12 protein-coding genes and 1 pseudogene are annotated in these 11,562 nt (G+C 67.7%); 8 read left to right on the top strand and 5 right to left on the bottom strand.

Features of this window, described 5'->3' with window-relative positions; translation table 11 throughout:
• The first annotated feature begins 4 nt into the window (after nt 1–4).
• The 4 genes and pseudogenes from AC5P9F_RS09345 (at nt 5) to AC5P9F_RS09330 (ending at nt 2,811) form a co-directional block, all read left to right on the top strand.
• Entirely contained in the window at nt 5–1,375 is a 1,371-nt protein-coding gene (locus AC5P9F_RS09345; RefSeq protein ID WP_111173735.1) for a formimidoylglutamate deiminase, read from the top strand.
• Nucleotides 1,376–1,403: 28 nt separating this feature from the next.
• Entirely contained in the window at nt 1,404–2,132 is a 729-nt protein-coding gene (hutC, locus tag AC5P9F_RS09340) for a histidine utilization transcriptional repressor HutC (protein ID WP_062607337.1), read from the top strand.
• A 94-nt stretch (nt 2,133–2,226) separates the two neighbouring features.
• Nucleotides 2,227–2,295, top strand: a pseudogene (locus AC5P9F_RS09335) (type II toxin-antitoxin system HicA family toxin); the annotation flags it as partial.
• Between the two features lie 138 nt (nt 2,296–2,433).
• Nucleotides 2,434–2,811 (top strand): type II toxin-antitoxin system HicB family antitoxin, encoded by a 378-nt coding sequence (locus tag AC5P9F_RS09330; protein WP_229295552.1) that lies wholly within the window; start codon nt 2,434–2,436, stop codon nt 2,809–2,811.
• A gap of 146 nt (nt 2,812–2,957) precedes the next feature.
• On the opposite strand, the gene AC5P9F_RS09325 is transcribed toward AC5P9F_RS09330, so the two are convergent.
• The 3 genes from AC5P9F_RS09325 to AC5P9F_RS09315 form a co-directional block, all read right to left on the bottom strand.
• A complete protein-coding gene (locus tag AC5P9F_RS09325) occupies nt 2,958–3,968 on the bottom strand; it encodes a restriction endonuclease (RefSeq protein ID WP_062607335.1) in 1,011 nt (336 codons plus the stop codon).
• 237 nt (nt 3,969–4,205) lie between these two features.
• Nucleotides 4,206–4,697 (bottom strand): phasin family protein, encoded by a 492-nt coding sequence (locus AC5P9F_RS09320; protein ID WP_308678796.1) that lies wholly within the window; start codon nt 4,695–4,697, stop codon nt 4,206–4,208.
• Nucleotides 4,698–4,778: 81 nt separating this feature from the next.
• Complete coding sequence (locus tag AC5P9F_RS09315; RefSeq protein WP_005417302.1) at nt 4,779–5,054, bottom strand: polyhydroxyalkanoic acid system family protein; 276 nt, start codon at nt 5,052–5,054, stop codon at nt 4,779–4,781.
• Nucleotides 5,055–5,179: 125 nt separating this feature from the next.
• Here AC5P9F_RS09315 and AC5P9F_RS09310 point away from each other — a divergent pair, with 125 nt between their 5' ends.
• The 4 genes from AC5P9F_RS09310 to aroA all read left to right on the top strand — a co-directional run bounded on the left by AC5P9F_RS09310 (nt 5,180) and on the right by aroA (nt 9,907).
• The gene (locus AC5P9F_RS09310; protein ID WP_005410184.1) at nt 5,180–5,986 is read left to right on the top strand and encodes an FHA domain-containing protein; all 807 of its coding nucleotides are present in this window, start codon (nt 5,180–5,182) and stop codon (nt 5,984–5,986) included.
• A gap of 194 nt (nt 5,987–6,180) precedes the next feature.
• Complete coding sequence (serC, locus tag AC5P9F_RS09305; protein ID WP_012480720.1) at nt 6,181–7,266, top strand: 3-phosphoserine/phosphohydroxythreonine transaminase; 1,086 nt, start codon at nt 6,181–6,183, stop codon at nt 7,264–7,266.
• A 51-nt stretch (nt 7,267–7,317) separates the two neighbouring features.
• On the top strand, nt 7,318–8,523 hold the full coding sequence (gene pheA, locus AC5P9F_RS09300) for a prephenate dehydratase (RefSeq protein ID WP_279915927.1): 1,206 nt from the start codon (nt 7,318–7,320) through the stop codon (nt 8,521–8,523).
• A gap of 76 nt (nt 8,524–8,599) precedes the next feature.
• Nucleotides 8,600–9,907, top strand: coding sequence for a 3-phosphoshikimate 1-carboxyvinyltransferase (gene aroA / locus AC5P9F_RS09295; protein WP_100438711.1), 1,308 nt, complete (start codon nt 8,600–8,602; stop codon nt 9,905–9,907).
• Nucleotides 9,908–10,119: 212 nt separating this feature from the next.
• On the opposite strand, the gene AC5P9F_RS09290 is transcribed toward aroA, so the two are convergent.
• Both AC5P9F_RS09290 and AC5P9F_RS09285 read right to left on the bottom strand, forming a co-directional pair.
• On the bottom strand, nt 10,120–10,692 hold the full coding sequence (locus AC5P9F_RS09290; protein ID WP_227415573.1) for an energy transducer TonB: 573 nt from the start codon (nt 10,690–10,692) through the stop codon (nt 10,120–10,122).
• A gap of 119 nt (nt 10,693–10,811) precedes the next feature.
• A complete protein-coding gene (locus AC5P9F_RS09285; protein WP_005410179.1) occupies nt 10,812–11,450 on the bottom strand; it encodes an energy transducer TonB in 639 nt (212 codons plus the stop codon).
• Nucleotides 11,451–11,562: the final 112 nt, after the last annotated feature.

Below are 11,562 nucleotides of genomic sequence, written 5' to 3'. Positions count from 1 at the left end.
AGCCATGTCCGATTCGCGTTCCCCACACTGTTTCCATGCCGCCCACGCCCTGCTGGCCGATGGCTGGGCCCGCGATGTCCGCCTGCAGGTGCAGGACGGCCGCATCACGGCGATCCACATGGGGCAGGGCGCCCAGCACGGCGACACCCGCGTCGACATCCTGGTGCCGGGCCTGCCCAACCTGCACAGCCACGCCTTCCAGCGCGGCATGGCTGGGCTGACCGAGATCGGCGGCGGCGACGGTGACAGCTTCTGGAGCTGGCGTGAGCTGATGTACCGCTTCCTGGCCCATCTGCGCCCGGACGCGGTGCAGGCCATCGCCGCCCAGGCCTACATGGAAATGCTGGAAAGCGGCTTCACCCGCGTCGGCGAATTCCATTACCTGCACCACGACGCCGATGGTCGCGCCTATGCCAACCGCGCCGAGATGAGTGCACGGATTGCTGCCGCCGCCGAGCAGACCGGCATCGGCCTGACCCTGCTGCCGGTGTTCTATGCGCATGCCGATTTCGGCGGGGCGGCGCCGAATCCAGCGCAGCGGCGCCTGATCCACGACGTGAACGGTTTCGCGCAGCTGCTGGACGCCGCCAAGCCGGCACTGGCCGCGCTGCCGGATGCGGTGCTCGGCATCGCGCCGCACAGCCTGCGTGCAGTCACCGGCGAGGAATTGAGTGCGTTGCTGCCGCTGACCGACGGCCCGGTGCACATCCATATCGCCGAGCAGGTGCGTGAAGTCGAGGCCTGCCTGGCCTGGAGCGGCCAGCGTCCGGTGCAGTGGCTGTACGACCATGCACCGGTGGATGCGCGCTGGTGCCTGGTGCACGCCACCCACATCACCGACGATGAGCGCGTCGCCATCGTGGCCAGCCAGGCCGTGGCCGGCCTGTGCCCGATCACCGAAGCCAACCTGGGTGACGGCCTGTTCCCGATGCAGGCGTTCGCGCGCGAGGGCGGGCGCTTCGGTGTCGGCTCCGATTCCAATGTGCTGATTGATGCGGCCGAAGAACTGCGCCTGCTCGAATACGGCCAGCGCCTGACCCTGCGCGGTCGCAACGTGCTGGCCCCGGATGCCACCCGCAGCACCGGCCGCTTCCTGTTCGAAGGCGCACTGCACGGTGGTGCACAGGCGCTGGGCGTGGCCGCTGGCCTGCAGGTCGGCGCCAGTGCCGACCTGGTCGAACTGGATGCCGGGCACCCGGCGCTGCAGGCGCGACAGGATGACGCATGGCTTGACAGCTGGGTGTTCGCCGCACGTAATGGCGCGCTGCGATCGGTCTGGCGCCATGGCCGCCAATGCGTGGCCGAGGGCCGCCACCTGCAGCGCGAGGCGATCACCACCGCCTTTACCGCCGCCCTGCGTGGCGTGCTGGGCTGATCGCCTCCCGCCACCGAGACCCCATTACGTGAAGGCCAGCAAGTCCGCCACGCTCAACCAGCGTATCCGCAGCGATCTGGAAAGCCGCATCCTCAGTGGAGAGTGGGCGCCGGGCTTTCGGATTCCGTACGAACACGAGCTGATGGAGCAGTACGGCTGCTCGCGGATGACGGTGAACAAGGTGCTGACCGCGCTGGCCGAGAGCGGCATGATCGAACGCCGTCGCCGTGCCGGTTCGTTCGTCGCGCGGCAGCCCCCGCACCTGGAGCAGGTGGCGCTGGAGATTCCCGATATCGCGATGGAGGTTGGCTCGCGCGGCCACCAGTACGCCTATCGCCTGCTGCAGCGCGACCTGCGCCTTGCCGATGCCGGCAATGCCGGTGAAGTCGAGCTGGCCGGGCAGGAAAACCTGCTGGCGATGCGCTGCCTGCACCTGGCCGATGGTCGCCCGCTGGCGCTGGAGCATCGCCTGATCAGCCCGGTGGGCGTGCCTGAGGTACTGGAGGTCGACTTCAGCACTACCGCGCCGGGCAGCTGGCTGCTGCAGAACGTGTCGTGGACCCGTGCCCAGCACCGCATCAGTGCCTGGGGGGCAGATACCGCCACCGCCAAGCTGCTGGACGTGAAGCCCGGTACCGCCTGCCTGGTGATCGAACGCCTTACCTGGCGTGGCGAACAGCCGATCACCCGCGTGCGCCAGGTGTTCCTGGGGGATGCCTGGGACCTGGTGGCGCGTTTCGCGCCGGGCGCGCGATAGGGATTCCATCCACGCATGGCGTGGATCTACTGGGCCGGAACGACTGTCGCCTTGAGCTCTGTCGGGGCGTGTGTACGATGTGTATCGTCCCTGCATGAAGAGCAGGGACCTCATCCGGGATCTGGAAGCGGCAGGTTGGATCTGTCGCCGGATCCGCGGATCCCATCATGTATTCGTGCACCCGCAGCACCCTCACATCATCACCCTTCCTCACCCAAAGGAAGGATCTGGGGAAAGGGCTGGTGCAGGCGTTGCGGAAGCTCGCAGGACTGACGTAGGAGGGCCCATGCGATATCCAGTCTTGATCGAGGCAGGCGATGAGCGCACCGCGTGGGGTGTGGTCGTTCCAGATCTGCCGGGGTGCTTCTCGGCGGCCGATACGCTTGATGATGCGCTCAGCGCTGCCGAGGAAGCTGCACTCGCCTGGATTGATGCGGCCCTGGATGAGGGGCGTTCGATTCCGACACCGTCCGCGCCGCAGAAGATCGCCGCCGAGGCATCCAAGGACATCCGTTGGATTCTTGCGTACATCTGCATTGATCCGGCTCTGCTGGACGATACCATCGAGCGGGTCAATATCAGCCTGCCACGCCGGATCCTGGCGAGGCTGGATGCGCAGGCCAGAGCGGCGGGTGAATCGCGCTCCAGTTACATCGCCCATCTCGCGGCATTGGGCTGAGCTGGCGCCATGTGGAGCCGAGCCGATGCTCGGCTGCTGTTCGCGCGTGGCTCAACTCTGCAAAGGCATCCACGCGTGGCGTGGATCTACCAAGGGGTCGCGCATCGGGGTTCAGTAGATCCACGCCACGCGTGGATGCGGCCCCATCAGTACGTGGCGCATTGGCGCCAGCGCACCGGCTCATCCACGCCGGGGCGGGCGTTGAGCTGGATGCGCACGTTGCGCAGGGCGGGGTAGTGCAGCACTTCCTCGCAGACCTGCGGCCAGACCGCGTCCAGCTCGCCCGTGCGGTTGATCGCCAGCGTCTGCCGGGTCAGCCAGACCCCGCTGGCGATACCGGGCTTGCCGGCCAAGGCGCGGGACAGATCGGCCTGGAAGCGCTCCAGCGTGGCGGCATCCGGGTTGGGGTTGCTGCGCGCGTCGGCTGAGGGCGCGGCCGGTGCAGGCGCAGCGGCCGGCGGCGTGGTGGCGGGGGCCGGTGCCGGTTCGGGCGCCGCTCCAACCGCAGGCGCAACCGGCGCGGGGGGGGCCGCCACCTCGGCAACAGGCGCGGTGTCCTGCACATGCAAGCCTTGCAGGCTCAATCCCACCAGCAGGCCCAGCGTGACCGCGCCGAGCGCGGCAATGGCGATCCGGCGCAAGGCTTCATGGCGGGCGCTGGCGCGCACACGGGTTTCGATTTCCGCCGGCAGGTAGGGCTGCAGCAGCGGCCACAGGCGTGGACCGTCCAGCACCTCGACCGCCTGCTTCTCGGCAGCGCTGCGCCCGTCGCGTTCCATCCGGCCTTCGGTCAGCAGCACGCCGCCCTTGGCGCCGGCCAGGCGCGCAGCAGCCCCCAGCTCGTTCACTGCGGCGGTGCCGATACGGTAGGCAAGGCCATGCTTGCAGGACACCAGCCACTGGTTGGGGCCGTCGCTGAGCAGGAAGTCGCTGCTTGGCTCGCGGGACTCCTCCGCCGGGTCATTCAGTTCACGCAGGCCGCGCTGTTCGCGCAGCATGCGCTTGACCAGTACCGAGAACTCGCGCCAGTGCATGCCGGCCAGCGCTTGCAGGCCGAGTTGCATCTCCTTCTGCCGCCGCTTGATCCACCACAGATAGACAACAGCCAGGGAACAGGTAAGCAGGGCCGACAGCAGGGCCAGGATCCAAGGGAGCATGCAGGAGGTGCGCGGAAGGGGCGAATGCGGAAGACGACAGTGTAAAGGTCGCACTATCCGGCTGGGTCAGGACGTTCCTGACAGGAAGCGTGATGGAACGCTCAGATCGGCATACGGCGAGCACGAAAAACCCGCCAATCCTGAAGCCGTGAGGGGAGGGAACAAACGGCAGCCGAAGCGATTGGCGGGTTGCTCGCGATTGTCAATCAAATTTTATTGCATTGCAACAATGGCCGGTCAGGGCACGCTGCCTGGCGACTGATGGCTGCCCGGGGCGGGAGCATCGGCGCCCGAGGCCGCACGGTTTTCCAGCTTGGCCAGCCGCGCGTGCAGGGCGTCGATACGGGCTTCCAGCGCGGTCACCTCGTCCGCAGTTGGGACATGCAGGCGCTTGAGCACGCCCTGCACCTGGTCATCGAAGGCCTTTTCGACCTTGTTCCAGGTGCCAGAGGCCTTCTCGCGGGCCTCATCCAGCGAGGATTCCACGTTGTCGCGCCAGCCCGGGCCCTGTTCGCCATGGCGTTCACGGCGGCGGGCCTCCCAGGCTTCGCCTTCCTTCACCAGGCCGTCGAAGAAGCGGCTGCCTTCGGCCTGTGCACGGCCAAGAGCGCCCAGGCCGGCCAGCCAGACCTGCTGCGCCGAGTCACTCAGCTTGCGCGAGAAGCGCTCGGCCTGGTCACCGAACGAGGCGTCGTCGTTGCGGCGGTCATCGTTTTTGTACTGGTTCATCGCACTTCCCGTGGGAGTTGGGCCTGCCCCCGAGAGTAGCGCGCACTGGCGTTGCACGGCCGTGACGGCCGCCGCCGGGGTTCAGCCCAGCTTTTCCTTCAGGACGCGCTGGATCTCGCCCTCGACCATGCCCTTCATCGCCGACAGCAGGAAGCCCAGCTTGGCGGTGACGCGCACGGCGCCCGGCTGCAGTTCGATCGCACCGTCCACGCCGCTGCCAGAGAAGTTCAGCACGTCGGCGGTCCAGGACGACTTCAGGCCGAAGCGCTCGGACAGCTTGGCGGCGACCTGTTCGATCGCGGCGCGTGCCTGCGCGTCGGGCAGGGCGTGGGCGTGGCGGACATCGATGGTGGACATGCAGGCTCCTGGCGCCGGGCGGGGATGATCAATGAGGGCGAGCATTGTGCGCATCGAGGGCCGTCGCGCCAAGCACTCATCGCAGGTTCTTCTTCGTTGGCGGCCAACCTGCTAGGCTGCGCCGCGTGCAGAACCTGCTTGTTCACTTCAGTCAACAACAACAGCCCGACCAGCCGCTGCGGCCCGGGGTGCAACGCATCGTGCGCCAGGCCAACGGCAGTGTGCGGCTCGGCGACGCCGGCCACGGCGCCCTGCTGCTGGCGCAGTTCTGCATGGACGATCGCGGCCTGTGGCTGCAGGTCGGCAACGGTATCCGTGGCATCCACGTGAATGGTCGGCCGGTGCGTCGCATGGCGCTGCTGCGTGCAGGCGATGCGGTCTATGTGGACGGCGTGGAGATGGTGCTGCAGGGCGAGGTCGAGAGCCTGCTGCAGGCACCCGCGCCGAAGAACGACGATGGCACCGATGAGCAGCAGCGCCTGCTGCGCGGTGTCGGCGGCCTGCATCATGGCCGCAGCTATACGCTGTCGCGGGCACGGTTGATCGGCCGCGGCAGCGACGCCGACATCGCCATCGACGATCCGGCCTTCGCCGAACAGCACGCCCGCGTGGAAGTGCACGGTGATCGTGTGCTGCTGCGCGACCTCGGCAGTGCCGACGGCACCCGGGTCAACGGCGTGGCCGTGCGCCACTGCTGGCTGCAGGCCGGCGACCAGGTGGTGTTCGATGGCCAGCATCGTTTCGTGCTGGAAGTGCCGCATGATCCACGTCGGCGGCCGTTGCCGGCCGAGGACGAGTCCGGCGAGGACGCGGAACAGGCGCCGGTGCTGCCTGTGACGCCGCGCAGAGTCCGGCGCTGGCCGTGGCTGCTGGCCAGCGCCTTGTTGCTGGCAGCAGTGCTCAGCCTGCTGCTCTGGTTCGGCGCGCGCTGACGGTCGCGCGGTGACGGTAGTGTCGGGCGCTGGCCGGCAACCGCCGCCCCGAATCCATGAGGTTGCCGGCCAGCGGCCGGCACTACCCGGTCGCGTCGCCAATGGATTCCAATGAAACCAAATTTCCCTTGCGCCACAAGGCCGCAAGGCTGGTGCACTGCGGCATACTAGGGGTCTTGCCCCACAGGTGTGACATGACGCGCGCGTTCAACTTCAGTGCCGGCCCTGCGACCTTGCCGGAATCGGTCCTGCGCCAGGCGCAGGCGGAAATGCTGGACTGGCACGGGTCCGGCGCTTCGATCGTGGAAATGAGCCATCGCGGCGCGGAATTCATGTCCGTGGCTGCCGAAGCCGAGGCCGACCTGCGTCGCCTGCTCGACATCCCCGACGACTATGCGGTGCTGTTCCTGTCCGGTGGCGCCACCACCCAGCAGGCACTGATCCCGCTCAACTTCGCCGCCCCGGGCCAGCGTGCCGATTACGTGGTTAGTGGCCACTGGGGCAAGACGGCGGTCAAGCAGGCCGGGGTCTACGTCGACGTCAACATTGCCGCCAGCAGCGAGGCCAACGGCTACCGCGAGCTGCCGGCGCGTGCCGACTGGCAGCTGTCGCGCGATGCCGCCTACGTGCACATCACCGCCAACGAGACCATCCACGGCGTCGAATTCCGTGATGTGCCCGACACCGGCAACGTCCCGCTGATCGCCGACTTCAGCTCGTCCATCGCCAGCGAACCGCTGGATGTGCGCCGCTATGGCGTGATCTACGCCGGCGCGCAGAAGAACCTGGGCCCGGTCGGCGTCGCGGTGATGATCATCCGCCGCGACCTGCTCGAGCGCAGTGGCCAGCCGCGCGCGGACATCTTCGATTACCGCTCGCACGTCGCCCGCGATTCGATGCTCAACACGCCGCCGACCTGGAACTGGTATCTGGCCGGCCTGGTGTTCAAGTGGATGCTGGCCGAAGGCGGCGTGACCGAATTCGCCAAGCGCAACGCCGCCAAGGCCGCGCTGGTGTACGGCGCCATCGACGGCTCCGGCGGCTTCTACCGCAATGAAGTCGCATATGCGGCCCGTTCGCGCATGAACATTCCGTTCTTCCTGCCCGATGCCGAGCTTGACGCCCGCTTCGTCGCCGAAGCCAAGGCCGCTGGCCTGCTGGCGCTGAAGGGCCACAAGGTGGTCGGCGGCATCCGGGCTTCGCTGTACAACGCCATGCCGCTGGCCGGGGCCGAGGCGCTGGTCGCCTTCATGGCCGATTTCCAGCAGCGTCACGGTTGAGCAATGAACGGCGCGCACCGTCGGGTGCGTGCCCCGCAACAGGGAATTCCGATGGCAAGCAGCAAATCCAGCAAGAAGGTGCCGAAGAAGGCCGAATCGGCCAAGGACAGCGCCTCCACCAAGGCCAAGGGCAAGAGCACGTCCAAGGCTGCGTCGAACCCGGCGCCCACCCTGGCGCCGCTGGCGCTGGCCGATGTGCGTTCGAAGATCGACCAGATCGACCGCGACATCCAGAGCCTGATCGCCGAGCGCGCGCGTTTCGCCCACCAGGTCGGCAAGGCCAAGGGCAAGCTGGCTGCTGCCGTCGACTACTACCGCCCCGAGCGCGAAGCGCAGGTGCTGCGCATGGTGGTGGACCGCAACGAAGGCCCGCTCAGCGATGAACTGCTGGTGCACGTCTACCGCGAGATCATGTCGGCCTGCCTGGCGCAGCAGGAGCCACTGAAGATCGGCTACCTCGGCCCGGAAGGCACCTTCAGCCAGCAGGCGGTGCTCAAGCACTTCGGCCGCTCCGCGCTGGGCCTGCCGATGGCCAGCATCGAGGAAGTGTTCCAGGAAGTGGAAGCGGGCAACGCCGATTTCGGCGTGGTGCCGGTGGAGAATTCGGGGCAGGGCACCATCCAGATCACCCTGGACATGTTCCTGACCTCCAACCTGAAGATCTGTGGCGAAGTGGAACTGCGCGTGCAGCAGTACCTGATGTCGCGCAGCGGCCGCATCGAGGACATCGAGCGCATCTACGCACACCCGCAGTCGTTCATGCAGACCTCGGCGTGGCTGCGCGCCAACCTGCCGAAGGCCGAGAAGATTCCGGTATCCAGCAACGCCGAAGGTGCGCGCCGTGCGCGCAACGCCGACGACGCAGCGGCCATCGGCGGCGAGAGTGCCGGCCACGTGTATGGCCTGAAGAAGGTGGTCACCAAGCCGATCCAGAACGATGCCGACAACACCACCCGCTTCCTGGTGGTGGGCCGTAACATCTTCCCGACCTCCGGCCACGACCGCACCTCGGTGCTGGTGTTCATCCATGACAAGCCCGGTGCGCTGTTCGACGTGCTCAGCCCGTTCGCCCGCCACGGCATCAGCATGAACCGCATCGAGTCGCGCCCGTCGCACCACGGCAAGTGGGAATACGGCTTCTTCATCGACCTGGCCGGCCACATCGACGACGCGCCGATGCAGGCTGCCCTGGCCGAACTGGAAGCGCACTCGGCGCAGATCAAGGTGCTGGGCTCCTATCCGGTGGCCGTGCCCTGAGTGCTGCTGCGGCGGCCCTGGCCGCCGCTCCCTGATGCATCGCCGGCGCTGCCGGCGTTTACGGAATGATCGAACGATGAGCAACGCGCAACACTGGATCGCCCGCAAGGGCCAGCCGCTGCAGGGCAGCCTGACCATTCCCGGCGACAAGTCGGTCTCGCACCGCTCGGTGATGTTCGCCGCGCTGGCCGATGGCACCTCGCATATCGAAGGTTTCCTGGAAGGCGAAGATACCCGCGCTACCGCGCGCATCTTCAGCCAGCTGGGCGTGCGCATCGAAACCCCCAGCGCGTCGCAGCGCATCGTGCACGGCGTCGGCATCGACGGCCTGAAGGCGCCGGATGCGCCGCTGGACTGCGGCAACGCCGGTACCGGCATGCGCCTGCTGGCCGGCCTGCTGGCGGGCCAGGCGTTCGACTGCACGCTGATCGGCGACGAGTCGCTGTCGGGTCGACCTATGCGCCGCGTCACCGGCCCGCTGTCGCAGATGGGCGCGAAGATCGACACCCAGGATGACGGCACGCCGCCGCTGCACGTGCATGGCGGCCAGACGCTGCATGGCATCGACTTCGCCTCGCCGGTGGCCAGCGCGCAGATCAAGTCGGCGGTGTTGCTGGCAGGCCTGTACGCGCAGGGCGAAACCAGCGTTGTCGAGCCGCACCCGACCCGCGACTACACCGAACGCATGCTGTCCGCGTTCGGCGTGGACATCGAATTCTCGCCGGGCAAGGCGCGCCTGCGCGGCGGCCAACGCCTTCGTGCCACGGATATCGTGGTGCCGGCCGACTTCTCGTCTGCGGCGTTCTATCTGGTGGCTGCCAGCATCATTCCGGGCTCCGAGCTGCGCCTGAAACAGGTCGGCCTGAACCCGCGCCGCACCGGTCTGTTGCATGCGCTGCGCCTGATGGGCGCGGATATCACCGAAGAGAACCCGGCCGAGCAGGGCGGTGAACCGGTGGCGGACCTGGTGGTGCGCTATGCCCCGCTGAAGGGTGCACGCATTCCGGAAGCACTGGTGCCGGACATGATCGACGAGTTCCCCGCGCTGTTCGTGGCCGCCGCCGCCGCCGAAGGCCAGACCGTGGTGAGCGGTGCCGCCGAGCTGCGGGTGAAGGAATCCGATCGCCTTGCGGCGATGGCCACCGGCCTGCGCGCGCTGGGCATGCAGGTGGACGAAACCGACGACGGTGCCACCCTGCATGGTGGCGTGCGCCTGGGCAGCGGCACCATCGAAAGCCACGGCGACCACCGCATCGCCATGGCGTTCGCCATTGCCGGCCAGATCAGTGACGGCGAGGTGCGCATCAACGATATCGCCAACGTCGCCACGTCCTTCCCGGACTTCGACGGCCTGGCCCGCAGCGCCGGATTCAACCTGGCCTGATCGTCACCGCGTCCGCCGGGCCCTGCCAGGCGGATCGCAATGCCCGGTAGGTGCCGACCTTGGTTGGCACGCACACATCTCCCGGTAGGTGCCAACCCTGGTTGGCACGCTCACATCTCCTGGTAGGTGCCAACCTTGGTTGGCACGCTTTCCCGCATAAAAGGACGGAGGCCGAAGCCTCCGTCTAAACATCACGAACCCCTCGTCCGCGATCAACGCTGCTCGGTACGGAAATCCACCGGGACTCGCACTACGCTTGCTACTGCGCGGCCGTCATGCACCGCCGGCTGGAACTTCCAGTTCTGCACGGTATTGAGCACCGCACGATCCAGATCGCGACTGCGCTCGCCGCTGCGCGAGACGATCGCAGCGCTGGCGACATTGCCGCGGGTATCGACATTCAGGCTGGCGATCACGCTGCCCTGCACGCCGCTACGCAGCGCGGCGGCGGGGTAGGTGGGCATGCGGTTGCTGGCCAGCGGGCGGGCTTCACGATTGCGCACTGCCGGCGCGGCCTTCCGCGAAGCAGTAGCCGGGGTTGCCTGGCGCGCGGCAGGGGCCGCTGCATCCGTCACCGCGGGCTGCTCAGGGGCCGGCAGCATGCGCTCACCGACCGGCGCCGGTGCCACGTCTTCCTGGTTCGAATGACGCAGCCAGAGCAGGGCGCCGGCAAACATCGCCACGATCAGCGCGATCCACATCCAGGGCGACGTGGGCTTGTGCTGCGCGCTTGAATCCTGCGGCAGCTGCGGCGAATGAAGGTCTTCGTGGGTGGTGGCGGTCATCGCAAACTCCTTCCGTCAATGGACGACGTGGGCAGTGTTGCCCGAGCCACGGACGGGAAGTGTCAGCGTTGCGTCAACGCCACCGGCAGGGTTCAGTTTGCCTGCCGGGAAGTGTTCAGTTACTGCGTCTTGAAGTCGAACGGCACTTCAATGCTGCCGGGTACGGCCTGGCCGTTGCTCTGCGCCGGAGTGAAGCGCCAGCGGCGCACAGCGTCGGTGGCGGCACGGTCGAGCTCGCGTGAACCGCTGCGCTGGATCACCGTGGCGTTGTTCGGATAGCCGGTGGCGTCCACGTCCACGCGTACCACCACCGTACCGGTTTCACCGGCGCGCAGGGCGGCGGCGGGATAGGACGGCGGCGGCGACTGGCCGGCAATCGGCATCGGCTGGCTGTTGCCGGTGGCCGCCGGCGCAGGGCCCGGTGCAGCCGGGGCCGCTTCAGCCACGGGCGCGGGCGGCGGCGGGGCCGTTTCCACCAGCTTCGGCGCTTCTTCCTCCACCGGTGCCGGCTTGGCATCGGGCATGTCGCTGGAACCGGCGGCAGCGGCCAGTGGTTCCGGCAGGGGCTCGATCTGGGCGGTTTCCTGCGGGGTCTGGGCAGCCGGATCGGCGCGGAAGAACTCCTTGTCGCGACCGGTCAGCCAGACCAGCACGAACAGCAGTACGCCCACGCCGAAGGCGATGCCGGCGATCTTCAGGGCGTTGCGCGGGATATGCACAGTGAACGACTTGGCGGACGACGAGCGGGGTGCAGACATGGACCGGACCAGTACGGAATGGCTCGATTCTGCCACGGCGGGAATGAACCGGGCGGCAGAAATCCGTATAACAAGCGATAATCCCATCCCTGATACCCACCACGACACCTGC

Source organism: Stenotrophomonas sp. YJH_SMC_4 (assembly GCF_059371575.1).
The sequence above is the reverse complement of the archived record's forward strand: the minus strand, read 5'-3'. Positions and strand labels throughout refer to the sequence as shown.